This is a genomic window from Gluconobacter sp. P5E10 (assembly GCF_018812145.1).
GTDB classification, from domain to species: domain Bacteria; phylum Pseudomonadota; class Alphaproteobacteria; order Acetobacterales; family Acetobacteraceae; genus Gluconobacter; species Gluconobacter cerinus.
Map to the genome: position 1 here is coordinate 21,286 of NZ_JACRVZ010000010.1, position 15,084 is coordinate 36,369.

Genomic DNA, 15,084 nt, shown 5'->3' on the forward strand with positions numbered 1-15,084 from the left:
AATACCATTAGGCAACGATGATATAATCGCTTCAGCAGCCCAAGCGTTCCATCGTCAGGAATTTCATGTCGCGTTCCATCTGCCTTTTCGCCTATCACGCGCCTGCACCAACACTGGCCCCCCATACCCGCCATCTCCTCGATCAGATTGCGGGATGCGGGTTTGAACTGCATGTCGCCGTCTCCGGCCTGGACCCAAACGATGCGGAAGGATTAACAGTCCTTCAGAACAGTTTTACTTCTGGCCCCACACCAATCGCAGCGACCCTCTATCCCAGAGAAAACTCCGGTCTTGATTTTGGTGCCTGGCAGGACCTGCTCACCAGGAACTGCGATGCGGGAGCGACTGAAATTCTCTTTGCGAATGACAGTATTTTTGGGCCTATGACGCCCTTGCAGCCAATTGTGGACAACATGCGAGCCCATCATTCCCCTGTCTGGGGTATGGTGCGGTCAGAGGCTATTACAGCCCATCTCCAGTCATGGTTTCTTGTCATGACACGGGAAACCCTCGATCATCCCGCCATAAGGCGCGTGTTTGAGCAACCATTCAACAGCATGAGTAAGCCGGAAATTGTCTTGCATGGTGAGTTAGGCCTCGGCTTGGCTATACATGCAGCCGAACTGGAGATGACAGCCTCCTGGAGCAGCAAACGGGGGCTGGCACGCCTTCTTTCGTTGAACCCAATGCATACAGACTGGCGCACCGTGCTTCACTCAGGGCAAGCACCGTTCATCAAGACAGAGCTTCTCCGCGACAACCCAAGTGGAGTAGCGTCAGTCCATCTCTGGCGAAGCGAAATTCCTGACAAAACCTTTTTCGACCCCGACTGGATCGCACTCTACCTGGCCAACAACCCGCCGCGCGTTCAGCACAAAAAGGCCGGTTTCCGAGCGCGACTGGTTCAGGCCTTGGCCAGTGAAGACAGACTACGTGCTTTACCAGCGCTTTTAATGGGTCACTAGATTAGCTTTACGCTTCACCACGCGCTCCAGAAAGCCAAGGAGCTCTTCTGTTTGCGCTTCGTACGTTGCCAGACTGCTCTTGAATGGATTGACGTATCCATCAAATTTTTCAGCCTGACCAAGCAAAGATTTGACGGCCGCAGCCAGTGTCTCAGGACGTCCATCAAGCGGGAGATGCGTTCCATTCACTCCGTCGACCACATCCTCTGACTGTCCGCCAGGAGCTGTCGTCACAACCCAGACGTCACGCGCCAAAGCTTCACGAACTGTCAGACCGTAACTCTCTTTCCATTGGGACGGAAACAGCAAGACATCAATCTGGTCATAGAAATCATCGAGTCCAGCCTGTGTGAAGGCAGGAACAATTTTCAGTTCCCCCTTCACTGACCAGTCTTCAGCATGAATGGACCTGAAACCAAGATTGATCTTGTTATCGACCAGAACCAGTTCCCAGTCAGATCGCTCCAGAGACTCCATACATTTTTTGAGTTGTGGATATCCCTTTACGGCCTCTGTCCCACCGACAAATCCAAACCGGATTCGAGAACCAGGCGTTCGCTGACGACGAGGTCGTTCAGGCCACCGAAAGCCATTCCGGTTCACAACAATCCGCTCAGGCTCAACGCCATTGGCAAGATAAAGCTGACGATGTGCCTCAGACGGGCTGATCAACAAAGCCGCTTCAGCCAGAGCCTGATGCATGATCGTCACACGATCTCGCAAGTGTCGGGCATGAGGTTGACACATCTGGCAAACCTGCTGGTCAATACGGGTCTGGAAGCAGTAATGCCCATCTTCCCGAACCATGAACTGCCTGTCGCATAGCCACCACGCATCATGCAGTGTCAGAACATAGAGAACTCCCCGTTCCTGACAAACCCGCAGCATGGCAGTACCAAGCCCCTGAGCGGCATGCACATGCACCACATCAGGCTGGTAAGCATCCAGCCAACCGGCAAACACCTCAGCCATCTGCGGGTTGTCCAGGGCACCAATAAGGTCCGTTCCCTCCGGGATAACCGCCGACAACACGTCCGTACCGTTGATGACGTAGCGAATACTTCCTGACAAATTCTCGTCCAGGCGTGGGCGGGATGTCATGATTCCCACTTCAACACCGCGCTGCGTGAGCCGGGTTGCCAGTTCCTCTGCGACGATCGTCGCTCCCCCGAACGAGCGGGGAGCGTAATAGACATTCGCCATCAGCACTCGCAGAGCTTTCCGCTCCGGTATCACAGGCGTACCAAAAACAGCCCGCCCCTGCGTGACAGCCATTGCTTCAGGCGCGTATCGCTCCATCACATCCTGACGGGCCTGAATCGCTAAACGCTGACGCAATGGCACATCTCGTGCCAAGGTCAGGAAACTCTGCTTCCAATCATCATCGGTAACGGCCAACAGGCCATTTTCGCCATGTCGCATGACTGAAAGAAAAGCATTCCGAGGGGAACAGATGGCCGTAACTCCAACGACTGCCGCCTCCAGAAATTTGATATTACTCTTGCAGTCATTGAAAAGCGTGGGCTCAAGAGGCGCAATCGCAATATCCGTTCGGGAGAGTGCCGCGAGATAGTCGCGATATGAGAGTTCTGTCAGGCGCTCCACACGGTCTCCGAACCTGTGAAAGTCATCCGACAGTTTAAGCTGACCAATGACCCGCAGACACAACCGCGGCTCATCTTCCATCGCAGCAATCAGCCCGGCCTGAGCCTGCCGAAAATCTTCATCATGCGTATTGGTTCCTGATCCATAAGAAACCCACACACGCTCCACGTCCGTACCTTCATGGGTCGGAAGCGACGCCGCAATCTCAAGCGTCTCATGATCAAGAGCATTTTCCAGCACTGAAACGTCAGTCAGGCCTGCATCCAACATGGCCTGCGCCAATGCCTGGGTCGAAGCAATACCTCGGCCACAACCCAGCATGCAGCGCCTGAATAAGGTAACACCCGACATGAGCAGATCCTGCTCTGCCTGAGGCAAACTGCTGATGTTCCCATTCTGAAGATACTCTTCAGCATCGAAAATAAGATCATCCACTTCCCACCACGGCTCAAGACGCAGGCGGTGGGCCTCGGCGACCAGCTTCATGACAGTCTCGAAGCCAGGAACCCTGTAGAAAATCACCCGCGTACAAAGCTGCAACCCGGACATGGCAACACCAATGTCCCGCCAGTCCACAACCTGAACAGCCCATCCAAGGCGTTCCAGCAGATCCCGCTTTTGCCACACACGATACTTCGCGCACTGCCGCAAAGAGACTTCTGCAATGATCAGAATTTTCGGAGCAAGAGATGCTGCGCCCTCATCAAGCAGATCACTGTAAACGGAGTGGCCAGCCACAGCTTCTTCAGACGTAACTTGCTGGGTAGCCTTTGAAAGAACGGAGTTTCTCTTCTTGCCAGAGCGAGGAAGAGCCTGGCGTGCCAGTGCACCCCCTACTGCCCGAAGACCGCCTTTGCTCCAAAGCTCAGTAACGCGATCAGGAAGTTCTCTAAGGGGCCTGCCCGAGGGAAGCCGCCCAAGAGACAAGCCTCTTACCAGCCGCAGTGGAGCGGTGACCCGCCACGACAGAGAACTCTGAACAAGAGCCATCTGATCCCGCAGATGCGTGTTTTCAATTTGTAGTCCATCGGCTCTCATTCCGTTCAGACGTGCTGAGCTGCGGTAACTCTCAAGCAAAACCTTCTGCGAATCTTCTTCAGCTGTACCTGGAAGGAGGGTCACGTTGGAGCCGGGCTGCACTGTCATCAGAGAAAAGGCCAAAGTCTATGAAGGGGTGGGCACAAACAAAAAAAGCTGGGTTCTTTCGAACCCAGCTTTCTTCATGAATGCTGGCAAACCAGCAAACAGGGTAGATTAGCTCAGATTGAAGCTGGAAGCCTTCAGATCTGTAACGCCGAGGAACGTGATCTTGGAACCGTCGGACAGTGCAATGGTCGTGTTGCCACCGGCAACAGTTGCATTGGACAGAACGTTCTCAAGCCCACCGTTGTTCTGAAGGCCGTACTGGTACAGAGCCATCAGGTTACCAGCTGCGCTGCCAAAGTCACTGATGGTGTAGTTGCCACCAGCAGCACCCTTGTTCAGAGCAAACAGGTTAGCAGAGCCGGAACCACCCTCAAGGGTAGCATTGCCCGTTCCACCAACCAGCGTATCGGCACCGGTTCCGCCAATGACGGTCGTGTTGCCGGTACCTGCGAAAGCCTGCAGGACACCGTGGGAAGACGCAGCAGAAATTGCTTCGTCACCATCGTTACCTACGAACAGGCTGTAACCGGACACACCATCGAACTGAGCGTTCAGGCCGGATGCACCGAACATGGTAGCATTGCCAGCCGTGATGGTGGTGTTGCCCGTACCGTTCAGGAAGGACAGGGAACCATCGACACTGATGCTGTTGCCCGTACCACGGATCTGCTGGAAGTCACCTGCAGCAGAAATGGTATCGTTCAGACCACCAGCGACCGTAGCAGTCGTTCCAGTCGCGAAGTACGTGCTGGAGCTACCACCCGTGATGAAGCCGTTGCTACCAACCGATACGGTGTTTGCGTACGTCGTGTCATAAACCGTGGCGTTGGCGCCAAGAGTTACGACCGAGCTGCCACCCAGCAGGGTAACAGTGTCGGTGCCAGCGGAACCATCGATCGTGTCCTGGCCCTCGGAACGAACAACGTTCGTACCTGAACCCAGGGTGATCAGGTTGTTGCCTGTTCCGCCATCGATGGTGTTGTTGCCATCGGTGCCAGAAATCGTGTCGTTACCGGAACCGGTAGCGATGTTCCAGTTACCAGTCTTGCTCGTGCCCGCGAAGGTGTTGTTGCCAACGCCACCGATGAACACGCCGTTCTGGTTTCCAGCCTGAACCGAAACGCCGACCCAGCTGCCTGTCAGCAGCTTGATGTTGGAAGCGGTATCATTTGAAAGGTCAATTGAAACAGCGCCATTAAGCGTATCGGTCGGTGCGTATGAACCCGCAGCAACATAAGCTACATCACCGGTGATGCTGTAGCTGCCGCCTTGGGTGATAACGCCCTGAGAAACGCTTGCGTTGCTTGGGCTGCTGTTTCCGCCTGGTACCAGGTCATAGCTCGTCAGACCGCTGACACCAGCGATAGCAGACGAATATTGACTGGCCAGAGCGTGGGCCTGCGCACCGTCGACCGTGACCGCAAGGATCTGGCCGGAGGCGCCAACCACGGTAGTGATTGCCATTACCATGCACTCCTAAAAAAGGTTGCCTCGCACTGGCGGCCCTCAGACCACCCAAATGATCGAGTGACGAGTCTTGCATATATCAAAGCCTCATCACCAAAAGCAATAAGGATCTGACGCACCTACACAAGAACCACCCCAACATCGGAGCAATATAAAGGTCCACTCACAGTGCAATACCCAACTGTGCTTAAAAAGACACAGACAGGCAGGGGCAGGAATGCCCCATCACAGAAGGAAGCATTTTACGAAGAGTTGCAATGACAGGTTAAACTTTACAGCAGGCAATCAATAAAAAATTAAAATACTTCACAAAAAACAAACAGAAGGAGGGATTGTGTCTCTACAATGCCTTAAGATGCTTTTCACACCATAATCCTATACGAATCTGTAAATTGCACCTGTGACAAACATATTCCCAACCTCCCTCTCCCCCGCTCTGCAGGATCAGTATCTGGCTGACTTAGCCATTTTGCTTACCCAGAGGCCAACAATCGAGGCAACCTCCTGCCAGCAGGAAGATTGGGATGACCACGCCGTCAGAACAATTACGTGGCTGGTAACAAGCTTGCAGGATAAATCTCAGCAAGCAGCCACGATCCTGCTTTCCCCAACTCTTGACGATGAGCTTGGCTCCCAGCTCAGGACCCACCTGGAGCTTGAAGGCAATCTTCCGGAAACAAGATTCACTAGCGTCTTCCAGAACACTGACGCAGGGCTAATCCTCTGTCGGCAAGCACATGAAAAACAGAATACAGTCTCCAGCCTTCCAGTTGTTGTAGTCGGAAGGAACTCCCGGCCGCATTCAGAAGAAATACGCCTTTCGGATTATATTTCGCTCTGCCCCGCAGGTACTCACCCCCTTATAGAACTCCTTAAGGGTCAGTCAGACACTTCTCGCAACTTCCGTCACAGGGTTCGTCAACTCCTGGCCCATGACCTGACCATGCGTCGGGCTAACACAGAGCTTCAGCGATATAGAAAATCCGCCGAGCAAGCCGAGCGCGCGGTCCATACTCTTCGGATTGAAAGCCGATCCCTTTCGAGAGATCTTCGCAGTCGGAACGAGAAGATCACATCCCTAACGCACATTCTTGACCCCATCCGTCAGGAACGTGACGTGTTCCGCACAAAAATGATGGAAGAGAGCCAGAAGCGGGCAGAGCTTGAACATCACTACACGGAAAATCGTGCTGGTCTGGAGTCTCTGGAAGCTTTTCTCTCGCAACCTGCCCCTCTGTGGCGCCGGGTTCTACGGTCATTTCGAAAGCCGTTCATTCCCTACATTCCGACGCTTCCAGAACTGCAGCCTCAGTCGGACAAGGAGGATTTTTCATCCAGTGCGTCTCCTGCCTCGAGCGAGACCACCGACAGCCCCGACACTCACGGGTCTTCACCTGATGGCATACAGCGCGTTCTTTTCATCGCCGGAGAACCCAACACTCCGGGTGTGGCTTATCGATGCACCCGGAACGCTGAAGCTGCCCAAAACGCCGGATATGAAGCGCGCATCCAACCTTGCGCCGCAGTAGGCTACGAGGACATCCGCTGGGCCGACGTCCTGATCTTCTGGCGCGTAGAATACAGCGGTCATGTCAGCACTATCCTTGATCTCGCCCAGCAGGAAGGCGTCAAAACCATTTTTGATGCTGATGATATTGTCTTCGTTCCACATTACGCCCGCGTCGACTTCATCGACGGCATTCGCTCTGTCGGGGCGACAGAAGAGCGTATCGAGCGTTGCTTTGCAGACATGCGCCGAACTCTTGTCCGCTGTGATCAGGGATCGACGACGACGCGCGAACTGGCTCTTGCGATGCATGAACTCAGACCCGTCGTTCACCTTCTTCCCAATGTCTATGATCATGAAACACTGCGTCGATCTCGTCTCGGCTGCCGCCTTCGCGGAGAGCCTGGTCGTGCAACGTCTGAAGACGCACTGATCCGCATTGGATACGCCACAGGCTCGCGGACGCACCAACGTGACTTCGCAATTGCCTATCCCGCTTTGACACATGTGCTGAAGACCCACCCCAATGCACGGCTGGTTCTATTCAGAGAGAAGGACAATCATCGACCCGTTCTCCTGATGGAAGAGTTTCCAGCACTTAAAGCCGTAGAAAACCAGATCGAATGGCGAGACATGGTCCCGCTGTCCGAACTTGGAGAAGAGTTCGCCAGATTTGATATTTCCATTGCTCCGCTGGAAGTTGGAAACGTCTTCTGCGAAGCCAAAAGCGAAATCAAATTCCTGGAAGCTTCCCTTGCCGGGAATGCCTCGATCGTGTCTCCAACAGGCCCCTTCCGGCGCATTGTAAGAGATAACGAAACCGGCCTGCTCGCTGAAACGCCCGAAGACTGGACCCGCGCCCTTTTAAAACTAGTCGACAACTCGGATCTACGCCGCACCCTGGCGCGCAATGCCTATCATGACGTTCTCTGGCCCTTCAGCCCGGAAGCTCAGGCCCGGCGCATGTCACTGGCACTCTCTTCTCTCAATGGTGATGTGGAAGCAGCTCAAGCCGCAGAGACTCTTCTCGCCCGGAGCCGTTTAAAGTCCCCGGCGCTCCCGATCATTCCGGAGAGCGAGACCCTCTTCCATCATGATATTCTGGGGGAAGCGGAGGTCACCGTCATTGTGACATCCTACAATTACGCCAATCACGTGCTGGATGCTCTGGACTCTGTCGCAGCCCAGACACTTCCCACTCTGGACCTTATCGTGGTGGACGATGGGTCAACGGATGAATCTCTTGACCTCATCAGGATCTGGATGGAACGACACACCAGTCGCTTCAACCGCCTGATCTTCAGGCGGTCCATCCGGAATGCGGGGCTGGGTGGCGCACGAAACATCGGCATGGACGCAGCAGAAACCCCCCACACCCTGCAACTGGACGCCGACAACATCCTGCGTCCGGATGCTTGTGAAACCCTGCTGGCTGGCATGACATTTGGCATCGCCTACGCCTATCCACTGATCCAGTGCTTCGACGAAAACGGGCCAATCGTTACGAAGAAGACCCCTGATCTGACGACACCGCCCGGCGCACCCGTTCTGCTGGGGGATCTGCCCTCTAATCCCCTGACACTGGTTTCAGGCAATCGCATTGATGCCATGGCCATGGTCGCCAAATGGGCGTGGGCAGCAGCCGGCGGCTACTATGTTTCACGTGAAGCAATGGGCTGGGAAGACTATGACCTCTGGTGCACTTTTGCTGAACTTGGACTACCAGGACGGCAGGTTCCAGCCATTTTGGCGGATTACAGGCAACACAGCAGTTCCATGACCAACGCATCGACAGAGCGTGCTGCCCATAAAGCGCGCGTCGTCGCATATGTGCAGGACAGACACCCCTGGATTAATCTGACAGCAGAGAAGGCCCATCAGAGAGTCTGACCTCTCCGATACATCTCTCAGACGAAAAAACCCCGGACAGTTTCCTGTCCGGGGTTTTTCATGAAAAGGCCGGATCGCAAGATCCAGCCAACTCATAATCAGAAAGGTGCGTCGATATCCACGACATCAATCAGCTTGTGATTCACAAACTCCTTGATACCCAGACCAATCAGCTCACGGCCATAACCAGAACGAGCCACACCACCGAACGGCAGATCAGCCTTCACCATCGTCGGATGGTTCACATAGACCATGCCCGTGTGGATCTTCTCGGCAACCTTCACGCCACGCGCCGTGTCCTTGGTAAAGACAGAGCCGCCCAGACCAAACGGCGAGTCATTGGCAATCCGGATCGCCTCAGCCTCGTCCTTCACACGATAAAGCTGCGTGACAGGGCCAAAGAACTCCCAGTGACGGGCTTCATTGTCACCATGCAGGTTCGTCATCAGAAGCGGCTGGAAGAAGGCACCCTTTTCTGGAACCGGTGCGCCGATCACTTCAACAACAGCTCCATGCTTCTTGGCTTCTTCAACCTGAGCCTTCAGATCATCAGCAGCCTTCTGTGAAGACAGCGGCGCAAGCGTCGTAGCCGGATCCATCGGATCACCAGCCTTGAACTTGAGAACCTCAGCCTTATAGATCTCAAGGAACTTGTCGTAGATGGCGTCTACAACGATCAGGCGCTTGGAAGACACGCAGACCTGGCCGGCATTCCAATGACGCCCGAAAGCAGCCCACTTGGCAGCCTTTTCAACATCGGCATCTTCAAGCACAACGAATGCATCGGCACCGCCGAGTTCCATCGTTGCCTTCTTGAGCGCCTGACCAGCCGTACTGGCCACAATAGCGCCCGCACCTTCAGAGCCAGTCAGCGCCACACCACAGACGCGCGGATCATTCAGGATCACGGCCGTATGATGACGGGCAGCATAAAGATTGTGGAATGCGCCCTTGGGCAGGCCGGCCTCGATCATCAGATCATCGAAGATGGCAGCACACTGCGGCACATTGGATGCATGCTTCAGCAGAACCGTATTACCGGCAGAGAGCTGCGGTGCGATGATACGAGCGATCTGGTAGTATGGGAAATTCCAAGGCTCAATCGCAAAGACAATACCCTGCGGCTGATGGATCAGGATGGCTTCGCCTTCCTTCGGATCAGCAACCGGAAGCTTTTCCGGCTTCAGAAGCTCTTCTGCGTTCTTGGCGTAATATTCAAAGATCTCAGCGGAGAGAATGGTCTCCAGCTTTGCTTCTTCATAAAGCTTGCCCATCTCAAGGGTGAGAAGCTTCGCATATTTATCGATATCACGACGAAGGATTGCGCCTGCAGCAGCCATAACCTTGGCGCGGTCTGCAAAGGAAACGTCGCGCCAACTCTTAAATGCCTCATACGCGTCGGTGATCGCCTGCTGAACTTCCTGGTCAGTTGCTTCCGGGAAGGTTTTAAGTGTTTCACCCGTATATGGATTGGTCGTAGCGTAAGCCATGACGGAAAATCTCCGTTGAATAAAATGGTACCCTGCATATTGGCATGAAAGCCATGGTACGGAACCCCCAACCCCTCAAAAGTTTGAAAGTTCACATAGCCGTGTTCTGTTTAAGCTCTTCCAGCCATGCTCGTGCGTTACCATCGGACGGTGCCCTCCAGTCTCCGCGCGGAGAAAGAGAGCCGCCAGCAACGATTTTTGGCCCATTTGGCATGGCAGAGCGCTTGAACTGACTGGTAGCAAAAAACCTGTGGATAAAAATCCTTAACCAGTGACAGATTTCTTCCAGATCATAGGATTTTCGCCGGTCTTCAGGGAAATGCATCGGCCACGAACCGGTTGTAACACGTCCCCATGCCTTTTCAGCCAAAAAGGCGATACGTGAAGGGCGAAATCCATATCTTAGCACATAGAAAAGCGTGAAATCCTGCAAGGCATACGGCCCAATTATCTGCTCCGTACTCTGAATTCCCTGCCCCACATCCGGAACGAGCTCAGGGGAGATTTCAGCATTGACGATCTTCTCCAGAACGTCTGGTGCACCGCCTTCCAGCCCCCCTTCCCGGACCAACCAGCGAATGACATGCTGGATCAGCGTCTTCGGCATTCCAGCGTTCACATTGTAGTGAGACATCTGATCCCCGACGCCATAGGTGCACCACCCCAGCGCCAACTCGGAGAGATCACCCGTCCCGATGACAATGCCGTTTCGATGATTGGCCAGACGGAAGAGAAAGTCCGTTCTCAGTCCTGCCTGCACATTCTCGAAGGTGATGTCATGAACCGGCTTGCCCTCTGCATAAGGATGACCAATGCCCGCCAGCATCGTCTCGGCCGCAGGCCGAATATCGAGCTCATTGGTTTCTACACCCAGCGCTGACATGAGCGCATGAGCAAGCCCACGACTTTCACTGCCAGTGGCAAATCCGGGCATCGTGTAGGCAAGGACATGCGTTCGGGGCCAGCCAAGCTCATCAGCAGCTCTGACAGCGACCAGCAGCGCCAGCGTACTATCAAGTCCGCCGGAAACACCAATGACAGCACGCTGGGCACCACTCGCCTGCAACCGTTGACGCAGCGCGCTCACCTGAATGGTCCAGGCTTCATAGCAATCCCGAGCCAGCGTCTTCGGATCAGAGGGAACAAATGGGAATCTTGCAACGTCGCGCTTTAACCCAAGGTCTTCCAGTGGGGCAGACAAGGCGAACCCAATGGTTCTGAAACGGTCACACCCGACACCAAACTGCCCCGTCCGCAAGCGCTCCTGCCGAAGAAGATCAAGATCCACATCCGCCACCACCAGCCGCTCTCCCTGAGGGAAGCGATCTGACTGCGCGAGAAGGCGGCCATTCTCGTGAATGGAAACCTGACCATCCCATGCCAGATCAGTGGTGGATTCCCCTTCCCCAGCCGCTGCATACGCATACGCTGTCAAAGTCCGCATGGATTGAGCCTGGCACAGCAGAGAACGATCATCTGTACGGCCAATAGTGACTGGCGACGCAGAAGGATTGAGAACAACACTCGCCCCCGCCTGAGCCAGCATTCCGCTAGGAGGGTTGGCCACCCACAAATCCTCACAAATCTCGACGCCCAGCGTCAGACCCGACAGATCATGTGCTTCAAACAGAAGGTCCGCGCCAAACGGAACCTCAGCGCCACCAATCCGCACCAGTCCGGACGTTCCCAAGCCAGACGTGAACTGTCTGGGCTCATAAAATTCCCGGTATCGTGGAAGATAGGATTTGGGAACCACACCCAGAATACGCCCACGATGAATGACTGCTGCACAATTATAGAGCAGCTCCCCCCGGCAAAGCGGCAGCCCGACCACAGCAACACTCATCAGGTCAGCCGTCTGCCTGGCGAGCCATTCAAGGGCAGTTCGGGCACCATCCAGCACCACATCCTGAAACCGCAGATCATCAAGCGTGTAGCCAGTCAGTCCCAGTTCCGGAAAAACAACCGTAGCAACACGCTGGCGGTCGCATTCCTTCAGGACCTCGAGAACCCTCTCCGCATTGGCGTGCGGTTCAGCCAGCGAAACGGGAAGCGTACAGGCCGCAATCCGGGCAAAGCCCTGATGATAAAGTGAGCGGAATCTGGTCATGGTGCCTCTCTCAGACCCAGGCGACGCAGAAGCGGGCGCCACGTTTCAATATGTTCAGCGATACAGCCATTACGAAATTGAACCGGAGAGGCTCTGTGCCGTTCTGGCTTGCTCACCCCGTTTCTCCAACCGGAGGAACATTATGACCCAGGAGACTTACCAATGGATCTGCTTCGCTGGACGGTTGTCTTCCTCATCCTTGCCCTGTGCGCCGCCGTGCTCGGGTTCGGTGGGATTTCGGCAGATTTCGCCTATATCGGCAAGATCCTGTTCTTCATCTTCCTCGTACTGCTGATCATCAGCCTGATCTTCGGTCGCGGTCGCCCGAGACTCTGACAGGTTTCAGCCTCGGGAGCGCAGCATGCGCACGCTTCCGAGGCTGGCCACTACAAATACGACTACAGCATACAAACCGCCCATTTCCGTCATGGAAATCGGAAGGCCGAATAGATAATCGGGCGAATCACAGGGCTTGTTCGGCCGGGCCGGCATCGCTGCCATCCAGTCCTTGAAGCTACCGCCATGAAAAACCGGCGCACGGCACTCGGCAGCAGGGCTTGGCCAAAACTTGTGTTCGACGCCAGCGTGCAGAACTGCCAACCCGATACTGACCGCCAGACACAGCAGACCCGCAAAGACGGGATATCGCGCGTAACGTCGCGGCAAAAGCAACGTCAAAGCGCCAATCCCGATCAGAACCCGCCAGGGCCTCCGCTCCCACAGACACAGTTCACACGGCGCCAGCAGAAGCCGATGCTCCGCAAACCATGCCGTCCCGAGCGCCAAAACCCCGGCCAGAACGAACAGCCCTCCCAGTATCCTGGTCATATCGGGCTGCTTCGTTCCGGTCAGTGTCATGTGCGAGAGGCCTCCAGGCTATCTAGAAACTGCTTGGCCCAGCTTCCCGCTGTGTTGCGAGAGACTTCGCCGTAAAGTGCGGACCATGCCTCATGACGGGTCTGCACGTCCATGGTGAGTGCCGCATGAAGTGCATCTGCCATCCCCTCAGCGTCCAGCGGATTGACCTGAAGCGCCTCTGGCATCTCAGGTGCTGCACCAGCGAACCGTGACAGAACCAACACGCCCGGGTCCTTGGAATCCTGAGCCGCGATGAACTCTTTGGCGACAAGATTCATGCCATCGCGCAACGGGGTGATGTAACCGACATCAGACACCCGATAGAGCCCTGCCAGAACATTCCGGGAAATTGGCCAGGTCGTATAACGGATCGGCACCCAGTCCGGCGTGCCATATGCCCCGTTGATCGTTCCCACCAGGCCATCAAGCTCTTCCTTGAGAAGCCGATAGCTTTCCACGCCCGTCCGGGAGACGGGCGTGATCTGTAAGAACGTCACCTTGCCGCGATATTCTGGATAGTTTTTCAGGAGCATTTCATACCCCCGCATCCGCTCAGGCAGACCTTTGGAATAATCCAGCCGATCCACACCGATAATCAGGCGCTTTCCAACCAGACTGTCCACAATCTGCTCCACGTCTTCCGTGGATGCACTTTCAATGGCCTGCTGCCTGAAACGGATCGGATCAATCCCGATCGGAACTGCCTCTACTTCTGCTTTGAGGCCATACTCCGCGAAACATCCCCGAAGGTTCTGGGCATCTTCCGGTGTCTGCACGCCAATTCGGTCACAACCTGCAAGCCCTTTCAAAAGGCGCTGCAATTGCGGCAGGAGACGGGCCACACTCCAGGGTGGAAAAGGAATATGCAGGAAAAAGCCAATCCGGCCCGTGACCCCTCTGTCCCGCAGCATCTCAGCCAGCGGGAACAGATGATAATCATGAATCCAGATCGTATCGTCCTCTTTCAGAAGAGGAACCAGACGATCGGCAAAGACGGCATTGGCTTCGTAGTAAGCCTCGCAATCTTCACGCGTGTAACGGATAAGCTGCGTTCTGTAGTGGCATAACGGCCAGAGAACGCCATTGGAGAAGTTCAGATAGAACCTGTCATATTGCCGGGGCGTCATATCAAATGTGGCATACGTCACATTCCCAGCACGGTCCTCCATGACAGGCCGGTCCAGTGCGTCTTCGCACTGTTCCCCGGACCAGCCGAACCAAAGGCTGTCCCGTGTCTGAACAGCATCATACAACCCAACAGTCAGACCACCCGCAGGCTGCGTCCGTTCTCCGGGCGCTGGTGTACGATTGGAAACAACTATCAGGCGCCCCATCCATGCCCCTCCGATAAATCGTGCAGCCACCGGCGGAACGTGACTGCATCAGGAAAATCATCCGGAATGAGCCAGCCAGCACCACCCATCTGGCGCGCAGCCCTCACTCCGTCCATGTCTGTAACGTCATCCCCGACAAAGAGTGGCAAGCGACCGCGAAAAGGATTTTCAGACATCAACTCCCGCACGGCTCCTCCCTTGTCCACGCCCAACGGACGAAGCTCGATAGCCATGTGAGCGTCCTGCAAACGGAAACCGCCAGCTTCCGGTGACCATTGCTCCGTCAACGCCCGAAACGCCGTCTCAGCCTCCGGCGCCTGACGATAGTGCAGGACCATTCCAGCCTTTTTGCGTTCCACGCTCGCACCGGGATGCAAAGAGACAATATCTTCCGCCTTCTGTAGCCAGTCAGCTGGCACAGAGGGGAGAGCAGGATGGGTGATGTCTTTTTCAGGCGAGGTCCGCACGGCCACTCCATGCTCCCCCGCTACGGCATGAGGAATGCCGGGCAAAAAATGGTCGATCTGGGCGATCGGTCGGCCAGTCACGATAGCCAGCGCTCCGCCGAGCATATCTTTCAGGCGGAGGAGATCGTCTGCCAGTCCCGGGGGGACAACCACACTTTCAGGAGTAGGAGCGATATCGACCAGTGTTCCGTCGAAATCCAGCAGGATTGCAGCTTTTGAAGGCGGAAAAGGAATCTGGATCATGA

10 protein-coding genes are annotated in these 15,084 nt (G+C 55.2%); 3 read left to right on the forward strand and 7 right to left on the reverse strand.

The features are described 5' to 3' along the window. Positions 1 to 65 precede the first annotated feature (65 nt). Complete coding sequence (locus KP707_RS15115) at positions 66 to 965, forward strand: rhamnan synthesis F family protein (RefSeq protein ID WP_211503632.1); 900 nt, start codon at positions 66 to 68, stop codon at positions 963 to 965. On the opposite strand, the gene KP707_RS15120 is transcribed toward KP707_RS15115, so the two are convergent. Both KP707_RS15120 and KP707_RS15125 read right to left on the reverse strand, forming a co-directional pair. Beyond that, the gene (locus KP707_RS15120) at positions 951 to 3,716 is read right to left on the reverse strand and encodes a glycosyltransferase (RefSeq protein WP_215751670.1); all 2,766 of its coding nucleotides are present in this window, start codon (positions 3,714 to 3,716) and stop codon (positions 951 to 953) included. The genes KP707_RS15115 and KP707_RS15120 overlap by 15 nt on opposite strands. A gap of 108 nt (positions 3,717 to 3,824) precedes the next feature. Continuing rightward, the gene (locus KP707_RS15125; protein ID WP_211499300.1) at positions 3,825 to 5,180 is read right to left on the reverse strand and encodes a calcium-binding protein; all 1,356 of its coding nucleotides are present in this window, start codon (positions 5,178 to 5,180) and stop codon (positions 3,825 to 3,827) included. 946 nt (positions 5,181 to 6,126) lie between these two features. Between KP707_RS15125 and KP707_RS15130 the strand changes: the two genes are divergently transcribed. Further along, entirely contained in the window at positions 6,127 to 8,580 is a 2,454-nt protein-coding gene (locus tag KP707_RS15130; RefSeq protein ID WP_211507053.1) for a glycosyltransferase, read from the forward strand. Positions 8,581 to 8,678: 98 nt separating this feature from the next. On the opposite strand, the gene KP707_RS15135 is transcribed toward KP707_RS15130, so the two are convergent. Continuing rightward, positions 8,679 to 10,070: an NAD-dependent succinate-semialdehyde dehydrogenase gene (locus tag KP707_RS15135; RefSeq protein ID WP_211507054.1), complete on the reverse strand. Its 1,392-nt coding sequence runs from the start codon at positions 10,068 to 10,070 to the stop codon at positions 8,679 to 8,681. 91 nt (positions 10,071 to 10,161) lie between these two features. Next, positions 10,162 to 12,180: an NAD(+) synthase gene (locus KP707_RS15140; protein WP_211507055.1), complete on the reverse strand. Its 2,019-nt coding sequence runs from the start codon at positions 12,178 to 12,180 to the stop codon at positions 10,162 to 10,164. Between the two features lie 162 nt (positions 12,181 to 12,342). Here KP707_RS15140 and KP707_RS15145 point away from each other — a divergent pair, with 162 nt between their 5' ends. Next, a complete protein-coding gene (locus KP707_RS15145) occupies positions 12,343 to 12,516 on the forward strand; it encodes a DUF1328 domain-containing protein (RefSeq protein WP_046900350.1) in 174 nt (57 codons plus the stop codon). A 6-nt stretch (positions 12,517 to 12,522) separates the two neighbouring features. Here KP707_RS15145 and KP707_RS15150 read toward each other — a convergent pair whose 3' ends face one another. Genes KP707_RS15150 through otsB form a run of 3 tightly spaced genes read right to left on the reverse strand, consistent with a single transcriptional unit; the run spans position 12,523 to position 15,082 of the window. Next, entirely contained in the window at positions 12,523 to 13,038 is a 516-nt protein-coding gene (locus tag KP707_RS15150; protein WP_211507056.1) for a disulfide bond formation protein B, read from the reverse strand. Then, positions 13,035 to 14,372 (reverse strand): trehalose-6-phosphate synthase, encoded by a 1,338-nt coding sequence (locus KP707_RS15155; RefSeq protein ID WP_211495738.1) that lies wholly within the window; start codon positions 14,370 to 14,372, stop codon positions 13,035 to 13,037. The genes KP707_RS15150 and KP707_RS15155 overlap by 4 nt, the downstream gene beginning before the upstream one ends. Continuing rightward, positions 14,360 to 15,082 carry a trehalose-phosphatase gene (gene otsB / locus KP707_RS15160; RefSeq protein WP_046900353.1) on the reverse strand — a complete coding sequence of 241 codons (723 nt, stop codon included), beginning with the start codon at positions 15,080 to 15,082 and terminating at the stop codon, positions 14,360 to 14,362. Before otsB ends, KP707_RS15155 begins: the two co-directional genes overlap by 13 nt. Positions 15,083 to 15,084 lie beyond the last annotated feature (2 nt).

Excerpts from the sequence above, each read along its gene's own strand:
- KP707_RS15115 (WP_211503632.1), top strand. The coding sequence starts at position 66 with ATGTCGCGTTCCATCTGCCTTTTCGCCTATCACGCGCCTGCACCAACA.
- KP707_RS15120 (WP_215751670.1), bottom strand. The coding sequence starts at position 3,716 with ATGACAGTGCAGCCCGGCTCCAACGTGACCCTCCTTCCAGGTACAGCT.
- KP707_RS15125 (WP_211499300.1), bottom strand. The coding sequence starts at position 5,180 with ATGGCAATCACTACCGTGGTTGGCGCCTCCGGCCAGATCCTTGCGGTC.
- KP707_RS15130 (WP_211507053.1), top strand. The coding sequence starts at position 6,127 with ATGCGTCGGGCTAACACAGAGCTTCAGCGATATAGAAAATCCGCCGAG.
- KP707_RS15135 (WP_211507054.1), bottom strand. The coding sequence starts at position 10,070 with ATGGCTTACGCTACGACCAATCCATATACGGGTGAAACACTTAAAACC.
- KP707_RS15140 (WP_211507055.1), bottom strand. The coding sequence starts at position 12,180 with ATGACCAGATTCCGCTCACTTTATCATCAGGGCTTTGCCCGGATTGCG.
- KP707_RS15145 (WP_046900350.1), top strand. The coding sequence starts at position 12,343 with ATGGATCTGCTTCGCTGGACGGTTGTCTTCCTCATCCTTGCCCTGTGC.
- KP707_RS15150 (WP_211507056.1), bottom strand. The coding sequence starts at position 13,038 with ATGACACTGACCGGAACGAAGCAGCCCGATATGACCAGGATACTGGGA.
- KP707_RS15155 (WP_211495738.1), bottom strand. The coding sequence starts at position 14,372 with ATGGGGCGCCTGATAGTTGTTTCCAATCGTACACCAGCGCCCGGAGAA.
- otsB (WP_046900353.1), bottom strand. The coding sequence starts at position 15,082 with ATGATCCAGATTCCTTTTCCGCCTTCAAAAGCTGCAATCCTGCTGGAT.